The 16,280-nt window shown below is 59.6% G+C and carries 17 protein-coding genes and 1 pseudogene; 12 read left to right on the top strand and 6 right to left on the bottom strand.

Annotation, left to right across the window (positions count from 1 at the left end; genetic code table 11):
* Positions 1–56 precede the first annotated feature (56 nt).
* Positions 57–728 carry a response regulator gene (locus AC1D1M_RS17155; RefSeq protein ID WP_007979804.1) on the top strand — a complete coding sequence of 224 codons (672 nt, stop codon included), beginning with the start codon at positions 57–59 and terminating at the stop codon, positions 726–728.
* Positions 721–2,109 (top strand): sensor histidine kinase, encoded by a 1,389-nt coding sequence (locus AC1D1M_RS17150; protein ID WP_223533470.1) that lies wholly within the window; start codon positions 721–723, stop codon positions 2,107–2,109. Before AC1D1M_RS17155 ends, AC1D1M_RS17150 begins: the two co-directional genes overlap by 8 nt.
* Positions 2,110–2,210: 101 nt before the next feature.
* On the opposite strand, the gene AC1D1M_RS17145 is transcribed toward AC1D1M_RS17150, so the two are convergent.
* Both AC1D1M_RS17145 and ygfZ read right to left on the bottom strand, forming a co-directional pair.
* Positions 2,211–3,032, bottom strand: a complete 822-nt coding sequence (locus AC1D1M_RS17145; protein ID WP_477776565.1) for an HDOD domain-containing protein — start codon at positions 3,030–3,032, stop codon at positions 2,211–2,213.
* A gap of 34 nt (positions 3,033–3,066) precedes the next feature.
* Positions 3,067–4,008 carry a CAF17-like 4Fe-4S cluster assembly/insertion protein YgfZ gene (ygfZ, locus tag AC1D1M_RS17140; protein WP_477776564.1) on the bottom strand — a complete coding sequence of 314 codons (942 nt, stop codon included), beginning with the start codon at positions 4,006–4,008 and terminating at the stop codon, positions 3,067–3,069.
* Positions 4,009–4,157: 149 nt separating this feature from the next.
* Here ygfZ and AC1D1M_RS17135 point away from each other — a divergent pair, with 149 nt between their 5' ends.
* Positions 4,158–4,412, top strand: coding sequence for an FAD assembly factor SdhE (locus AC1D1M_RS17135; RefSeq protein WP_057716026.1), 255 nt, complete (start codon positions 4,158–4,160; stop codon positions 4,410–4,412).
* Positions 4,396–4,848, top strand: coding sequence for a protein YgfX (locus AC1D1M_RS17130; RefSeq protein ID WP_477776563.1), 453 nt, complete (start codon positions 4,396–4,398; stop codon positions 4,846–4,848). The genes AC1D1M_RS17135 and AC1D1M_RS17130 overlap by 17 nt, the downstream gene beginning before the upstream one ends.
* Here AC1D1M_RS17130 and nadB read toward each other — a convergent pair.
* Positions 4,817–6,433: an L-aspartate oxidase gene (gene nadB / locus AC1D1M_RS17125; RefSeq protein WP_477776562.1), complete on the bottom strand. Its 1,617-nt coding sequence runs from the start codon at positions 6,431–6,433 to the stop codon at positions 4,817–4,819. The two genes, AC1D1M_RS17130 and nadB, sit on opposite strands and share 32 nt — an antisense overlap.
* A 552-nt stretch (positions 6,434–6,985) precedes the next feature.
* Here nadB and rpoE point away from each other — a divergent pair.
* The 4 genes from rpoE (at position 6,986) to AC1D1M_RS17105 (ending at position 10,757) form a co-directional block, all read left to right on the top strand.
* Positions 6,986–7,567 (top strand): RNA polymerase sigma factor RpoE/AlgU, encoded by a 582-nt coding sequence (gene rpoE / locus AC1D1M_RS17120; RefSeq protein ID WP_003172477.1) that lies wholly within the window; start codon positions 6,986–6,988, stop codon positions 7,565–7,567.
* A gap of 31 nt (positions 7,568–7,598) precedes the next feature.
* Entirely contained in the window at positions 7,599–8,186 is a 588-nt protein-coding gene (locus tag AC1D1M_RS17115) for a sigma-E factor negative regulatory protein (protein WP_477776561.1), read from the top strand.
* Positions 8,187–8,194: 8 nt separating this feature from the next.
* Entirely contained in the window at positions 8,195–9,154 is a 960-nt protein-coding gene (locus AC1D1M_RS17110) for a MucB/RseB C-terminal domain-containing protein (protein WP_477776560.1), read from the top strand.
* A gap of 178 nt (positions 9,155–9,332) precedes the next feature.
* Entirely contained in the window at positions 9,333–10,757 is a 1,425-nt protein-coding gene (locus AC1D1M_RS17105; RefSeq protein WP_477776559.1) for a DegQ family serine endoprotease, read from the top strand.
* 77 nt (positions 10,758–10,834) lie between these two features.
* Here the strand turns inward: AC1D1M_RS17105 and AC1D1M_RS17100 are convergent, their stop codons facing one another.
* The gene (locus AC1D1M_RS17100; RefSeq protein ID WP_477776558.1) at positions 10,835–12,268 is read right to left on the bottom strand and encodes a M48 family metalloprotease; all 1,434 of its coding nucleotides are present in this window, start codon (positions 12,266–12,268) and stop codon (positions 10,835–10,837) included.
* A gap of 98 nt (positions 12,269–12,366) precedes the next feature.
* On the opposite strand from AC1D1M_RS17100, the gene AC1D1M_RS17095 reads away from it, so the two are divergent.
* Positions 12,367–12,606, top strand: coding sequence for a sulfurtransferase TusA family protein (locus AC1D1M_RS17095; RefSeq protein WP_223463000.1), 240 nt, complete (start codon positions 12,367–12,369; stop codon positions 12,604–12,606).
* Positions 12,607–12,637: 31 nt separating this feature from the next.
* Complete coding sequence (locus AC1D1M_RS17090) at positions 12,638–13,708, top strand: AI-2E family transporter (protein ID WP_150727526.1); 1,071 nt, start codon at positions 12,638–12,640, stop codon at positions 13,706–13,708.
* Between the two features lie 52 nt (positions 13,709–13,760).
* On the opposite strand, the gene AC1D1M_RS17085 is transcribed toward AC1D1M_RS17090, so the two are convergent.
* Complete coding sequence (locus tag AC1D1M_RS17085; protein WP_477776557.1) at positions 13,761–14,234, bottom strand: peroxiredoxin; 474 nt, start codon at positions 14,232–14,234, stop codon at positions 13,761–13,763.
* Between the two features lie 10 nt (positions 14,235–14,244).
* A complete protein-coding gene (locus AC1D1M_RS17080) occupies positions 14,245–14,805 on the bottom strand; it encodes a glycine cleavage system transcriptional repressor (protein WP_007984753.1) in 561 nt (186 codons plus the stop codon).
* 328 nt (positions 14,806–15,133) lie between these two features.
* Between AC1D1M_RS17080 and dapA the strand changes: the two genes are divergently transcribed.
* Together dapA and AC1D1M_RS17070 are read left to right on the top strand one after the other, a co-directional pair.
* Entirely contained in the window at positions 15,134–16,012 is an 879-nt protein-coding gene (gene dapA, locus AC1D1M_RS17075; protein WP_477776556.1) for a 4-hydroxy-tetrahydrodipicolinate synthase, read from the top strand.
* 17 nt (positions 16,013–16,029) lie between these two features.
* Positions 16,030–16,280, top strand: a pseudogene (locus AC1D1M_RS17070) (outer membrane protein assembly factor BamC); the annotation flags it as partial.

Below are 16,280 nucleotides of genomic sequence, written 5' to 3'. Positions count from 1 at the left end.
CTGTAAACTTCGCGCCAGAGAATGGCGTCGACCATCCCGGAATGAGGTAAAGATCCATGCGTGTTCTGCTCGTCGAAGACCATTTGCAGCTCGCCGAAAGTGTCGCCCAGGCGCTCAAGAGCACCGGGCTGACCGTTGACGTTCTGCACGATGGCGTGGCAGCCGACCTGGCGCTGGGCAGCGAGGAATACGCGATGGCGATCCTCGATGTCGGCTTGCCGCGCATGGATGGCTTCGAAGTGCTGGCGCGATTGCGGGCGCGGGGCAAGAATCTGCCGGTGTTGATGCTGACTGCCCGCAGCGACGTCAAGGATCGGGTCCACGGCCTGAACCTCGGCGCCGACGACTACCTGGCCAAACCGTTCGAACTGACCGAACTCGAAGCCCGGGTCAAAGCCTTGTTGCGCCGCAGCGTGCTGGGCGGTGAACGCATTCAGCGTTGCGGTGTGCTGGCCTATGACCTGGAAACCCGGCGTTTCACCCTCGGCGAAGAATTGCTGACCCTGACCTCCCGCGAACAGGCCGTACTCGAAGCCCTGATCGCACGCCCCGGCCGGGTGATGAGCAAGGAGCAACTGGCTTCGCAAGTATTCGGCCTCGATGAAGAAGCCAGCCCCGATGCGATCGAAATCTACGTGCACCGCCTGCGCAAGAAACTCGACGGCCAGCCGGTCGCCATCGTGACCTTCCGCGGCCTCGGTTACTTGCTGGAAAGCCGCGATGCATAAGCCCAGCAGCCTGCGCTGGCGGTTGCTGTGGAACCTGGCGCTGCTGCTGGTGGTGTTGATGTTGGCCAGTGGATTGAGCGCCTACTGGAACGGGCGCGAAGCTGCCGACACGGCCTATGACCGGACCCTGCTGGCCTCGGCGCGAACCATCGCCGCCGGCGTCTCCCAGCGCGACGGCACCCTGAGTGCCGACGTGCCTTACGTGGCCCTCGATACTTTTGCCTACGACAGTGCCGGACGAATTTTCTACCTGGTCAACGACATCAATCAGAAGCTGATTTCCGGTTACGAAAACCTGCCGGCGCCACCGCCGGGAACGCCGCGCACCGATGACTATCCGGCGCTGGCACGTTTCTACAACGCCCAATATCGTGGGCAGAACGTGCGTGTGGTGAGCCTGCTCAAGCCCGTGAGCGAGCCGAACATGAACGGCATGGCAGAAATCCGCGTAGCGGAAACCGATGAAGCGCGCGTCAGCATGGCCCGCAGTCTGGCGACAGATACGTTGCTGCGCCTGGGCATGCTGGCGGGTGGGGCCTTGATGTTGGTGTGGTTCGCAGTGAGTGCCGCGTTGCGCCCGCTGGAGCGCTTGCGCACGGCTGTGGAGGAGCGTCAGCCGGACGACCTGCGGCCCTTGCCGCTGGTGGAGGTACAGCGCGAGTTGTGGCCGCTGGTACGCGCACTCAATCACTTTACCGAGCGCTTGCGTGGGCAGTTCGAGAAACAGGCGCAATTCATCGCCGATGCCGCCCACGAACTGCGAACACCATTGGCAGCACTCAAGGCGCGGCTGGAACTGGGCATGCGCTCGGCCGAGCCCGATACCTGGCGCAGCACGTTGGAGACCGCCGCCCAGGGCACTGATCGCTTGACCCATCTGGCCAATCAGTTGCTTTCCCTGGCGCGGGTCGAAAATGGCGCCCGGGCGATTGCCGAAGGCGGCGCGCAGTTACTGGACCTGAGTCAATTGGCTCGGGAGCTGGGCATGGCCATGGCGCCGTTGGCCCACAAACGCGGTATCGCACTGGCGCTGGAGGCGGATGAACCCGTCTGGCTGCGGGGCGAGCCGACGCTATTGAACGAACTGCTGAGCAATCTGGTGGACAACGCACTGGCTCACACGCCGCCAGGTGGCAACGTGATTTTGCGCGTCTCGGCGCCCGCGGTGCTGGAAGTCGAAGATGATGGCCCCGGTATACCTCTTGAGGAGCGCGATCGGGTATTCGAGCGCTTTTACCGACGCAATCAGCAAGTGGCCGGTTCCGGGTTGGGTCTGGCGATCGTCGGTGAGATCTGCCGCGCGCATCTGGCGCAGATCAGCCTGCATGATGGTGAGCACGCAGGGTTGAAGGTGCGGGTGAGTTTTGTTGCGGGAGATTGATGGGGCTTGTTCTGGCCCCATCGCTCCCACACTGGATCTATGCAGCACCACAAATCCTGTGGGAGCGAGCTTGCTCGCGATGGTGGCGGCGCGGTTTTGGATCAGTAAAACATCGAGCGCGTTTCTTCCAGGTCGGCACACATCGCCTTGTCGTCCGGATCGATCCCGAGTTTGACGAAAGCAGGCACGCTGAAGGGATCGATGCGCGAGATCGGATGGTCAGTGTCTTTGTGGCAATACAGGCTGGCCACCTGCACCAAATCCACATAGTCGACCTGCGCAGACTGGCGTTTGAAGTTCAGGTACAACCGCGGTACTTGCACCAGCATGTCGGGAAATTCCCAGACTTTTAGCAGTTTTTCGCCGATCAGCGGATGAATCTGGTCGATCACATGATTGAGGCTGACCGGGTCGGACAGCAGCTCATAGTGATCTTCGGCATAGGTCAGGATCGGCAGCACGCCGATCTGATGGACCAGCCCGCCAAGGGCCGCCTGATCGGGCTTGAGTCGGGTGTAGCGGCGGCACAAGGCATAGCTGACGCCGGCGATTTCCAGGCTTTTACGCCAGACATCGCGCATCTTCTGTTCCACCACGTCGGAGCGGGCATGGAAAATCTGCTCCATGACCAGGCCGATCGCCAGATTGCAGCTGTAGTTGATGCCCAGGCGGGTGATCGCGGTATGCAGATCGGTCACTTCCTGGGCCGCGCGCAACAGTGGGCTGTTGACCACTTTGATCAGGCGTGCCGACAGCGCGGTATCACGGCCGATCACTTTGCTCAGGGTACTGACGCTGACTTCCGGGTTTTCTGCGGCCTTGCGAATTTGCAGGGCCACTTCCGGTAACGTTGGCAGAACCAGGTCATCGTTATTGATGGCCTCAACCAAATCCTTTTGGACCTTTTCCGCCAGCTCGCTCATTTAGTCTCTCTAGGTGTCGCACCAAGTGCTGCCGTTATTGCTGGATTTCGCGATCGCGGTCCAGTTCATATGGCAGGTCGAGCAGCTGCAGGGACGGCCCTTCGAGCGCGCCCAGGTGGATGTCTCCACTCTCTGCTGCTTCGGCTTGCAACACCGCCAGGAGTTCAATGTCTTGCCCGGCGCGGGCAGCCAGCACCACTTCGCCGATGGAGCTGCCGTGGGTCGGGGAAAACAGCGCAGTACCCGGTTCAGGCAATTCGCTGGCAGCCAGTTGCAGGCGATACAAACGGCGCTTGAGTTTGCCCAGGTACTGCATCCGCGCGACGATTTCCTGCCCGGTGTAGCATCCTTTCTTGAAACTCACGCCTCCGACCGCTTGCAGGTTGAGCATCTGCGGGATGAACAACTCGCGGGTGCCGGGCATGACCTGGCCGATCCCTGCGCGGACCTGGCCCAGCAGCCATTGATTCAGATCGCCTTCGCTCAGTACTGCCGAAAGCTTGCCTTTGACCGCATCGGCTTGGCCGGCGGCGACCCACAGTTCGGCACGTTCAGGCGAGACACGGACGGCGATCAGCCCATCGTTGCGCACGACGCTGTCGGTTTCTGTCGGCAGATCCAGGCCGAGGCTGACCAGTGCGGCGTCGCCATGGTCGACGCCGAAGCGGACCCAGGCGGCACTTTCGTCGGTCAGTTTCGACTTGGAGAACACCGCGTATTTTTTCAGGTCCGCCAATTGCGGTTCGAGCAGTTCGGTGGCCATGGCCAGGACCACACCGTCCCCTTCGAGCAGGATGCGGAAACTCGATTGCATCCGGCCTTTTTGCGTACAGCGCGCACCGAGGCTGGCCCGGGAATCGCTCAGGTAATTGAGATTGCAGGTCAGTTGGCCTTGCAGGAATTTGCTGGCGTCCGCGCCGCGGACCGCGAGAACACCTTCATGAGAAAGGGTGCAGAAAAAAGCAGAATCGGCCATGGGTCATCGCAGGGTAAAGAGTCTGGCGGACATCATAAGGGGGCGCCTTCGAAATGGGTAGTTCACAAAGGATCACCGGTGCCCGACCAAAGCCGACTGTTCGACCGGGCGCGGGCCTGTATACTTGCGGCCTATTTGAGGAGCGCTCCATGGTCGAAGATGTTGAACTGAACCGCCTCTACTGGCACAGCCGCCGCGGCATGCTTGAGCTTGACGTGTTGCTGGTGCCGTTTGTGAAAGAGGTTTATCGGCACCTCAACGAGGTTGATCGCGCCTGCTACGTCAGGTTGCTCGAATGCGAAGATCAGGACATGTTCGGCTGGTTCATGGAACGCAGCGAATCCGAAGATCCTGAGCTGCAACGCATGGTTCGCATGATCCTGGATCGTGTCCAGCCCAAGTAATTCGTTCGAATGCCGCTGGCATGCCTCTCGGCAGTTGCTGGCGGCGTATCTTCTGGCCCAGCTGTTCGCGTTGGGTTCGTTGTATTTACTGTCAATTCCGCTCTGGGCCAGCTCGCTCGGCGTTGTGCTGTGCGTGGCTCATGGAGTCTGGCTGTTGCCCCGGCAAATCCTGCTGACCCACCCGCAAGCCTTTTGCGGCTTGCGGCGCGATGTCGATGGCTGGCAGTTGTGGAGTCGGGCCAAGGGTTGGCAGCCTGTGCAGCTACGGCCGGACAGCCTGGCGCTGCCGTTGGTGGTGGTGCTGCGTTTCCGTCTGCGTGGCGAACGCCGGGTCAGGGCCATTTGCGTGCCCCGGGATGCGCAGGCGGCGGATGTGCACCGACGCCTGCGGGTCCGGCTCAAATTCAGCCGACGTAGGTGGGCGGCACCAGAATAGTGTCCAGCGCGACCGGCAACAGGTTCGGGTAGTCGAGGGTGTAATGCAGGCCACGACTTTCCTTGCGCTCCATGGCTGACAGAATCATCAGCTCGGCCACTTGGGCCAGGTTGCGCAGTTCGATCAAATCCCGGCTGACCTTGTAGTTGCTGTAGAACTCGTCGATTTCATCCAGCAGCAATTGCACGCGGTGTTGCGCCCGTTGCAGACGCTTGTTGGTGCGCACGATGCCGACGTAGTCCCACATGAATCGCCGCAGCTCATCCCAGTTGTGCGCAATGATCACGTCTTCATCGGAATCGGTGACCTGGCTCGCATCCCAGACGGGGAGGGTGGCGGGCATCGAAACCCGGGGCAACTGTTCGAGAATGTCCGCGGCCGCTGAGCGGGCATAAACGAAACATTCCAGCAGCGAGTTGCTGGCCATGCGGTTGGCGCCGTGCAGGCCGGTGAAACTGGTTTCGCCAATGGCGTACAGCCCCGGCACGTCGGTGCGGCCCTGTTGATCGACCATCACGCCGCCGCAGGTGTAGTGCGCCGCCGGGACCACCGGAATCGGTTGCTTGGTGATGTCGATGGAAAATTCCAGGCAGCGTTCGTACACCGTCGGGAAGTGCGTCTTGATGAAGGCTTCGGGCTTGTGGCTGATGTCCAGATAGACGCAATCGACGCCCAGACGCTTCATTTCATGGTCGATGGCCCGGGCGACGATGTCCCGTGGCGCCAACTCGGCCCGTGGATCGAAGCGCGGCATGAAGCGCTCGCCGTTGGGCAGCTTCAGGTGCGCGCCTTCGCCTCGCAGGGCTTCGGTGACCAGAAAGCTCTTGGCTTGCGGGTGATACAGGCAAGTAGGGTGGAACTGGTTGAATTCCAGGTTCGCTACCCGGCAGCCCGAACGCCAGGCCATGGCGATGCCGTCACCGCAGGCGCCGTCAGGGTTGCTGGTGTAGAGGTAAACCTTGGCCGCACCGCCGGAGGCGAGTATCACAAAGCGGGCGCCGTAGGTGTCGACTTCGCCGGTGCCACGATTGAGTACATAGGCGCCGAGGCAGCGATCACCCTCGAGTCCCAGGCGTTTCTCTGTGATCAGGTCAACCGCAACCCGCTGTTCCAGCAGTTCGATGTTCGGTCGTTTCCGGGCCTGGTCGAGCAGGGTTGTGAAAATGGCAGCGCCCGTGGCATCGGCGGCGTGGATGATGCGCCGATGGCTGTGACCGCCCTCGCGGGTCAGGTGGAACTCGAACCCGCCATCTTCGTTACCCGATTGTTCATCGCGGGTAAAGGGCACGCCCTGGTCGATCAGCCATTGAATGGCTTCCTTGCTGTGCTCGACGGTAAAGCGCACAGCGTCCTCGTGGCACAGGCCGCCGCCGGCATTGAGCGTGTCATCGACATGGGATTCAACGGTATCGGTGTCATCCAGCACGGCCGCAACGCCGCCCTGGGCCCAGAAAGTCGAGCCATTGGCGAGGTTGCCCTTGCTCAGTACGGCAATGCGCAAATGACCGGGCAAGGTCAGCGCAAGGCTCAAGCCGGCAGCACCGCTGCCAATTACCAGAACATCGTGTTGAAACTGTTGGCTCATTTCAGGATTCCGCTCAAAGCGACCCGGGTCGGGGGTGGCGCAGCTGGACTGTCGAGTCAATGCAGCCGCGCAGCCCACTAGTATATAGAGGGGGGGAGCGGCACAATACCCGAGCTAGCATGGCATTGTGAAACTACTGTGACGCAAAACATGGGTCGCTTCGTCGGATGTTTTTCTGCCCGTTGGGCGCCAGAATGACTGTATCGCCGATTTAACAGTCTTTTTCCCTTCACGGTTGCACAATGTCGGATTGGCACAGCTATAAATATTTGGAACTTTTGCCAAAGGGCCAAGATCAATAGACGGTTGCCTGAAACAAGGGACAGCGTCGGTTTCAGTGAGGGATTGCAGTTCGATCCTTGCTGAAGAATCCGATGACAAGATTATCCGCGCAGCCGGGTCAACTCGCGCTGCGCTTTTCGTGCGTGCCAAATCAGAGCCCGCAGGAAACTTGCCTGGAGGGGGAGAACTTTTGCGAAAAGCCCGAGTCTATGTTTGCAAGTCTGGTGGTTTACTTCTGCAATCCTCCTCCGAGCTCATCGAGGAGTGTTCATGCTAACCCAGGAAGAGGATCAGCAACTGGTCGAACGCGTTCAGCGCGGCGACAAGCGTGCTTTCGATCTGCTAGTGCTGAAATACCAGCACAAAATTCTCGGGTTGATCGTGCGTTTCGTGCACGACACCCATGAAGCCCAGGATGTGGCACAAGAAGCCTTTATCAAGGCATACCGTGCACTTGGAAATTTTCGCGGAGACAGCGCGTTTTATACGTGGCTTTACCGCATCGCCATCAACACGGCGAAAAACTATCTGGTTTCACGCGGCCGCCGGCCGCCGGATAGCGATGTCAGTTCCGAGGATGCAGAGTTCTACGATGGCGATCATGGCCTCAAGGATCTCGAGTCGCCAGAGCGGGCTTTGCTGCGGGATGAGATCGAAGGCACCGTCCATCGAACCATTCAGCAACTGCCGGAAGATTTGCGTACGGCTTTAACTTTACGTGAATTTGATGGTCTGAGTTACGAGGACATTGCGAGCGTCATGCAATGTCCGGTAGGCACCGTGCGCTCCCGGATCTTCCGCGCCCGGGAGGCCATCGACAAAGCCCTGCAGCCGTTGTTGCAGGAAAACTAAAGACAGCGGCGACAGCCAAGAGAGGAACGCCATGAGTCGTGAAGCCCTGCAGGAATCGCTGTCCGCAGTGATGGATAACGAAGCGGACGAATTGGAATTGCGTCGGGTATTGAATGCCTGCGACGATGTTGAAACCCGTGAAACCTGGGCTCGTTATCAGATCGCTCGGGCAGTGATGCACAAGGATCTGCTGCTTCCACGTCTGGACATCGCTGCGGCTATTTCTGCTGCTCTGGCTGACGAAGCCGTACCGGCAAAACCTTCCCGTGGTCCATGGCGCAGCCTGGGTCGTCTGGCGGTCGCAGCTTCCGTGACCCTGGCGGTGCTGGCCGGTGTGCGTCTGTACAACCAGGATGAGATCGCCGGTGTCGAATTGGCCCAGCAATCCAGTCAACCCGCACTGGCCGTTCCTCAAGTAAAAGGTCCTGCTGTTCTGGCAGGCTACAATGAGAGTTCGGAAGCTACCGGCCCAATGGCCAACGGCGTTTTGCAAGGTCAGCCAGGCTGGCACGATCAGCGTCTGCCAGGTTACTTGCGCCAACATGCACAACAGGCTGCACTGAAAGGCACTGAGAGCGCTCTGCCGTATGCTCGTGCCGCAAGTCTGGAAAACCGTTAAGGAGGATCATGCGCGCCATACCTCTACTTTCGCTTCTGCTCAGCGGCTGGTTCATCGTTCCAGCCCAAGCCGATGATGCCCAGGACTGGTTGACCCGCCTGGGTCAGGCAGAGCAACAGCAAAGCTTTCAGGGTACTTTCGTCTACGAGCGTAATGGTAGTTTTTCTACCCACAACATCTGGCACCGCGTCCAGGATGGAAAGGTCCGCGAGCGATTGATCCAGCTCGACGGTTCCGCTCAGGAAGTCGTTCGCATTGATGGGCAAACTCAATGCGTCAGCGGCACGCTGATAGCAGGTCTCGGGGACTCCCCCAACTCCGCTGCCCGTGCACTCGATCCTCAAAAGCTCAAGAATTGGTATGACCTCGCCGTCATCGGCAAGTCGCGTGTCGCCGGGCGTCCGGCGGTGATCGTATCGCTGACACCCCGCGATCAGCACCGCTACGGTTTTGAACTGCATCTGGATAAAGAGACCGGCCTGCCTCTGAAGTCCTTGCTACTGGACGACAAGGGGCGGTTGTTGGAGCGCTTCCAGTTCACGCAACTGGATACCGCTGACGTTCCTTCCGAAAAAGACCTGCAGGCCAGTAATGATTGCAAACCGGTCAATCTTGAAAGTGACAAGGCTTCTGCCGTCAAGTCTGCCCAGGTCTGGCGTTCCGACTGGTTGCCTCCCGGCTTCGAACTGACCAGCAGCACCGCTCGCAAGGATCCGGAGACCAAAACCCAGGTCAATAGCCTGATGTATGACGATGGTCTGACGCGCTTTTCGGTATTCCTCGAACCGTTGAATGGCGCAACAGTCACCGACACCCGTACTCAGTTGGGGCCGACCGTTGCGGTTTCCCGGCGCTTGAGCACGGCACAGGGTGACATGATGGTGACCGTCGTCGGCGAGATACCGGTCGGTACTGCTGAACGGATAGCGCTTTCGATGCGTACCGACGCCGCTGCAACCAAGCAGTGAGCTGAATTCGAAATGTTTCGTGAGCATTTCAATTTGCAAAAAACCCGTAAATTTCTTATAGGTCAGAGCCCCTCGGCTCTGGCCTTGTTTGTTGTTCCCGGAACAAAAATACCGGCGTATTGTTCCCGGTGTTCCTTGCTCCATATCGCTTAACCATGCTCGTCGTAACGGGAGCCGTATGTCGATACCACGCTTGAAGTCCTACCTTTCCATTATTGCCACCGTGCTGGTGCTCGGTCAGGCGGTCACCGCCCAAGCGGTCGAATTGCCTGACTTTACGCAACTGGTCGAACAGGCCTCGCCTGCGGTCGTGAACATCAGTACCACGCAAAAGCTGCCGGATCGCAAAGTCAGCCAACAGATGCCCGACCTCGAAGGCTTGCCGCCAATGCTGCGCGAGTTCTTCGAACGGGGCATGCCCCCACAATCCCGCTCACCTCGTGACCGTCAGCGCGAGGCAACGTCCCTGGGCTCGGGTTTCATCATCTCTTCTGATGGCTATATCCTGACCAACAACCACGTGATCGCCGATGCTGACGAAATCCTCGTTCGTCTGGCTGATCGCAGCGAAATGAAAGCCAAGCTGATCGGTACCGATCCACGTTCCGATGTGGCGCTGCTGAAAATCGAAGGCAAGGATCTGCCGGTGCTCAAGCTCGGTAAATCCCAGGACCTGAAGGCAGGCCAATGGGTGGTCGCGATCGGTTCGCCATTCGGCTTTGACCACACAGTGACCCAAGGCATCGTCAGCGCCGTCGGTCGCAGCCTGCCGAACGAAAACTATGTGCCGTTCATCCAGACCGACGTGCCGATCAACCCGGGTAACTCGGGCGGCCCCCTGTTCAACCTGAACGGTGAGGTGGTCGGGATCAACTCGCAGATCTATACCCGCTCCGGTGGCTTCATGGGCGTGTCGTTTGCAATCCCGATCGACGTGGCCATGGATGTTTCCAATCAGCTGAAATCCGGTGGCAAGGTCAGCCGTGGCTGGCTGGGTGTCGTGATTCAGGAAGTGAGCAAGGACCTGGCCGAGTCGTTCGGTCTGGAGAAGCCGGCGGGTGCGCTGGTTGCCCAGATCCAGGATGATGGCCCGGCTGCCAAGGGTGGCCTGCAGGTTGGCGACGTGATCCTGAGCATGAACGGCCAGCCAATCGTTATGTCGGCCGACCTGCCGCACCTCGTTGGCGCATTGAAGGCTGGTGCAAAAGCCAATCTGGAAGTGATTCGTGACGGCAAGCGCAAGAATGTCGAACTGACCGTCGGTGCAATTCCGGAAGAAGGCAAGGAGATGGGCGCCGAGCCAAAATCCAGCATCGAGCGCAGCAGCAATCGCCTCGGTGTTTCCGTGGTCGAGCTGACTGACGACCAGAAGAAAACATACGACCTCAAAGGTGGTGTGGTGATCAAGGAAGTGCAGGACGGTCCTGCCGCTCTGATCGGCTTGCAGCCGGGTGATGTGATCACCCACCTGAACAACCAGGCTATCGGTTCCACCAAGGAGTTCGCGGACATCGCCAAGGCGCTGCCAAAGAACCGCTCGGTGTCGATGCGGGTACTGCGTCAGGGTCGTGCGAGCTTCATCACCTTCAAACTGGCTGAATAGCCCGGTTGTTGGTTGAATGAATAACCGCCTCGAAAGAGGCGGTTTTTTTGTGTCCGGACTTTTTGTCTCCGAGGGCGTCAGCCCATCATGTCCTTGATCATGCGCTCTTGTTCCATCAGTTCGCGTTGCCGTGCGTCGATCCGCGAAGACAGCGGGAAGTTCGTGCCGGCCTTGCGTTTGGCGAAGTCCAGTTGCTGAATGGCCTGTTTGTAGTCCCCGACCAGTGCAAAGTATTCGGCGCGAGCCTGATGCAGGCCGATGATATTGCCCGACAGGCCGCGCGTCTCGGCAACCTGATACCACACGTCCGGATCATCCGGGCGCGACTTGAGCAGGCCTTCGAGGGCTTTCTCCGCATCCGCAGTACGGTTCTGCTTGAGCAGCAGGTCGACTCGCACCTGGTTCAGCGGGTAGTTGCCAGAGTATTGACCCATCAACCGGTCAACCCGGGACTGGGCATCCGCCAGGCGATTGTTGGTGATATCCAGATCGACCTGAGCCAGGTTGTAGATGATTTCGTTGGGTGACTTGGCCAGCAGCGGCTTGAGGTTTTCCCGTGCTTCGTTCAGTTGGCCACCCTTGATCTGGGCGATCGCCAGGCCGTAGCGTGCCACGTCGTTTTTCGGGTTCTCGTCGAGCTGGGCGCGGAAGCGCTTGGCACCAAGCCCCGGTGTTTCTTCATAGATCAGTTGTACGCGTGCGCGGATCAGTTGGTAGCGCATGCTGTCTTCGATACCGCCCGCTGGAAACTGTTCGGCGCGGTTGCGGGTGTCGGCGATACGCGACTCGGTGACCGGGTGAGTCAGCAGAAATTCCGGTGGCTTGGCATCGTAGCGGTACTGACGCCCCAGGCGCTCGAACATGCTGGGCATCGAGCGGGGATCGTAACCGGCCTTTTCCAGATTGAGGATGCCGATACGGTCGGCTTCCTGCTCGTTCTGGCGGGAGAATCGCCGCTGTTCCTGGATGGCTGCGGCCTGTGTGCCGGCAATGGCCGCGATCCCTGCGTTACCGCCACCTGCGGCTGCCACCACGATACCCGCCAGCAATGCAGCCATCATGGGTACTTGCATGCGTTGCTGCGCTTCGACGCCCCGGGCAAAGTGGCGTTGCGACAAGTGAGCCAGTTCGTGCGCCAGTACCGAAGCGTATTCGCCTTCGGTCTGGGCGTAGAGGAACAAGCCACCGTTGACCCCGACGATCCCGCCCGGCGCCGCAAAGGCGTTGAGTTGCGGGCTATTGATCAGGATGAACTCCAGGCGCCGGTCAGTGACCTGGCTGGTCTCCACCAGTCGGTAGACGCTGGATTCCACGTAATCCTTGAGTTGCGGATCGTTGAGCTGCGAAACCTGACTGCGCAACATGGCCAGCCAGGCGCGGCCGAGCTGATATTCCTGTTGCGGCGAGACAATGGCAGAACTGGCGTCGCCGAGTGACGGCAGGTCGTCGGCGAAGCCCGGTGAGGCGAGCAGGCAAGCGAGCGTCAGCAGGGTGGGGCGCAAAAAAGTCATGCACAGAGCCTTAGTCGACAAAGACCTTACTGTAGCCGGACACCGGCGTTGCGACCAGATATTCTAGGCAACTCAACCACCTGACCCGGAGTGATGCAATGACCGACGCTGTAGAGCATGACGTTGAACTGGACGCCAGTGGCTTGAATTGCCCGTTGCCGTTGCTCAAGGCCAAGATGGAGCTCAATCGGCTGGCCAGTGGTGCGGTACTCAAGGTCATCGCCACCGATGCGGGTTCGCAGCGCGACTTTCGCACCTTTGCCCGATTGGCCGGTCATACCCTGCTTCTTGAAGAAGAAGATGCGGGTGTTTACCGCTACTGGTTGAAAAAAGCCTGAAATCGGCTGCGTTTGCCCCTAAGGATTATTGATGTTCAAAGTGTTACGCGACTGGATTCAGCGCTATTTTTCCGATGAAGAAGCGGTGGTGCTGGCTGTCCTGCTGTTTCTGGCGTTCACCGTCGTTCTGACCCTGGGCGGTATGCTGGCGCCGGTGCTCGCCGGGATGGTGCTGGCGTACCTGATGCAAGGGCTGGTGGTGACCCTCGAGCGCCTGCGCGTACCGGGCTGGGTCGCGGTGGGGCTGGTCTTTGCACTATTCATGGGGCTTTTGCTGGTGTTTATCGTGGTGGTCGTACCGTTGCTGTGGCATCAGTTGATCACGTTGTTCAACGAATTGCCCGGCATGCTTGCCAAGTGGCAGTCACTATTATTGCTGCTACCCGAGCGCTATCCGCACCTGGTGTCTGATGAGCAAGTGCTGCGAGCCATCGAAGTGGCGCGGGGCGAAATCGGCAAGTTTGGTCAGTGGGCGCTGACGTTCTCGCTGTCGAGCCTGCCATTGCTTGTGAACATCATGATCTACCTGGTGCTGGTGCCGATCCTGGTGTTCTTCTTCCTCAAGGATCGGGCCATGATCGGCCAGTGGGTGCGCGGTTACCTGCCCCGTGAGCGGGCGTTGATCACCCGGGTCGCGCATGAAATGAACCGGCAGATCGCCAACTACATTCGCGGCAAGGTCATCGAAATCTTCATTTGCGGTGGCGTGACCTACATCGCCTTCGTTGTTCTTGAGCTCAATTACGCGGCGTTGCTGGCACTGCTGGTAGGGATTTCGGTGGTGGTGCCTTACGTCGGTGCCGTGGTGGTGACTGTGCCCGTGTTTCTGATTGCGCTGTTCCAGTGGGGCTGGAGCGATCAGTTCATTTACCTGATGGCGGTCTACGGGATCATTCAGACGCTGGATGGCAACGTGCTGGTGCCATTGCTGTTCTCGGAGGCGGTCAACCTGCACCCGGTGGCGATCATCTGCGCGGTGCTGCTGTTTGGTGGGTTGTGGGGCTTCTGGGGGGTGTTCTTCGCGATTCCCCTGGCGACGCTGTTCAAGGCCGTGCTGGACGCTTGGCCGCGCAAGGAGCCGGTGGTATCGCCGCTGCTTTAAGTCGGTGGAGATAAAAAAATCGCAGCTCATGGCTGCGATTTTTTTGAGGTGCTCAGGCCTTGTTCAGTGCCTGAGCTGCAGCCAAAACGGCATCAACATGCCCCGGCACCTTCACGCCGCGCCATTCCTGGCGCAGTACGCCATCCTTGTCGATCAGGAAGGTGCTGCGATCCACGCCCATGTATTCCTTGCCGTAGAGCTTTTTCAGCTTGATCACGTCGAACAGCTGGCAGATGGCTTCGTCCTTGTCGCTGATCAGCTCAAAGGGGAATTCCTGCTTGCACTTGAAGTTCTCGTGGGATTTCAGGCTGTCGCGAGACACACCGAACACTTCGGTATTGGCGGCCTTGAACGTAGCGTACTGATCACGAAAGCCTTGCCCCTCGGTCGTGCAACCCGGCGTGCTGTCCTTGGGGTAGAAGTAGATCACCACCTGCTTGCCTTTCAGGTCGGCGAGGCTGACGGTTTGTCCGCTGGTGGCGGGGGCTTCGAAATCGGCAACCGGTTGGTCGATGGCAACGGCCATGAAAGCTTCCTTACATTGGGTTCTGTGGGCGCCAGGGTTCGATCAGGGCATCGAGGTTCAGCGCGTCGGCAAAATCCAGGAACTGATCGCGCAGCCAGCTGATCTGCACGCCAGGCGGCAAGGTCACGGTAAACGTGGCGTTGAGCATGGTGCCGCCGGTCTGCGGAGCCTGATAGGTGTCGCAGGTCAGGTTTTCCAGTTCGACATTGTGGTCCATGAAGAACTGGCACAGCTCGTTGATGATGTCCGAGCGGTAGGCAGAGCTGACATAAGCGACGTACGGCAGGGCCTGGGGGCGGTTTTCCAGAGCGGCGCTGCGCACCACGTTGACCGTGAACGCATGCCGCTTGGCCAGCACTGGCAGGCTGCCTTCCAGGCGTGCCAGGGCATCCCAGCTACCGGAGATTTCCAGCACCAGGGCACTGCATTCGCCATGGCGCGTCAAGCGAGAGGTGACAACGGCGCAGCGGTTTTCATGGCTGGCGCGGCACAGGACGTTGGTCAGCTCCATGGGGTTGGCGCCGAGGGCACTGATGACAAGGAATTGTTCGCGAACTGTGGGGGTGGACATGCAGCATTCCTAAAGCGATGAGCGGTCGATACGTCGAAGGGCTGATTTGCCGGGAGCGAGCCTGCGGATGCGAACTCAGAAAGCCTCAAGTGACAGGTTGCGACCTGCTCCGGCAGGGCGGGAGCGAGGCGTGGCAACGCTGGATCAGGGCTTGTGATGCCGAAAATGGAGGCTGAAACCCGACGGACGAGCTTGTCTGTACCGATCAAAGTCTGAAGGGTAGCGAAAACCGGCGCCAAGGGGAATGGCGGCAGCACAGTACTTCGCTTGTGCAAGCATCTTGGCGCCAGTACCATTACGGCTCTCTTTTTCCGGCAGGAGCGGTTTCATGATTGCGGGCAGTATGGTGGCACTGGTCACACCCATGGATGCACAGGGGCGTCTTGACTGGGACAGCCTCAGCAAACTCGTGGAGTTCCACCTTGAAAACGGCACCCATGCCATTGTCGCCGTCGGCACCACCGGCGAATCGGCAACCCTCGACGTCAATGAGCACATCGCAGTCATCCGCGCTGTGGTCAAGCAGGTCAATGGCCGCATTCCGGTGATCGCCGGTACCGGCGCCAACTCGACCCGCGAAGCCGTCGAATTGACCCGTAATGCCAAGGAAGCCGGCGCCGACGCCTGCCTGCTGGTCGTGCCGTACTACAACAAGCCGACCCAGGAAGGCCTGTACCTGCACTTCAAGCACATCGCAGAAGCGGTCGACATCCCGCAGATTCTCTATAACGTTCCCGGCCGCACCTCCTGCGACATGCAGGCCGAAACCGTGATCCGCCTGTCCACTGTGCCGAACATCATCGGTATCAAGGAAGCGACTGGCGACCTCAAGCGCGCCAAAGCCATCCTCGATGGCGTAAGCAAGGACTTCATCGTCCTTTCCGGCGATGATCCGACCGCCGTCGAGCTGATTCTGATGGGCGGCAAGGGCAACATCTCCGTCACCGCCAACGTCGCTCCACGTGAAATGGCCGATCTGTGCGAGGCTGCCCTCAAGGGTGATGCCGCAACTGCACGGGCAATCAACGAAAAACTGATGCCGCTGCACAAGGACCTGTTCATCGAAGCCAACCCGATTCCGGTGAAGTGGGCTTTGGTTGAAATGGGCCTGATGCACGAAGGCATTCGCCTGCCGTTGACCTGGCTGAGCGCACCTTGTCACGAAACGCTCCGCACGGCCCTGCGCCAGTGCAGCGTCCTGGTTTAATTGAGGAAGTACAACGCATGAAGCGAATGGCCGGACTTTCCGCACTTGCCTTGATTATCTCCAGCACCAGTGGCTGCGGATGGATCTGGGGCCCGGAAGGTTATTTCCGTGACCGTGGTAGCGATTACCTGCAAGCGCAACAGACTGCACCGATGCAAATACCGCAGGATGTCCGTACCGCCAAGCGTCTGGATCCGCTGTTGCCGATCCCGCGCAACGTGGCTGACGACACTGAGAAGGGCGAGTACACCGTGCCTCGTCCGCAGCC

Source organism: Pseudomonas sp. P1_F7 (assembly GCF_056405655.1).
The sequence above is the reverse complement of the archived record's forward strand: the minus strand, read 5'-3'. Positions and strand labels throughout refer to the sequence as shown.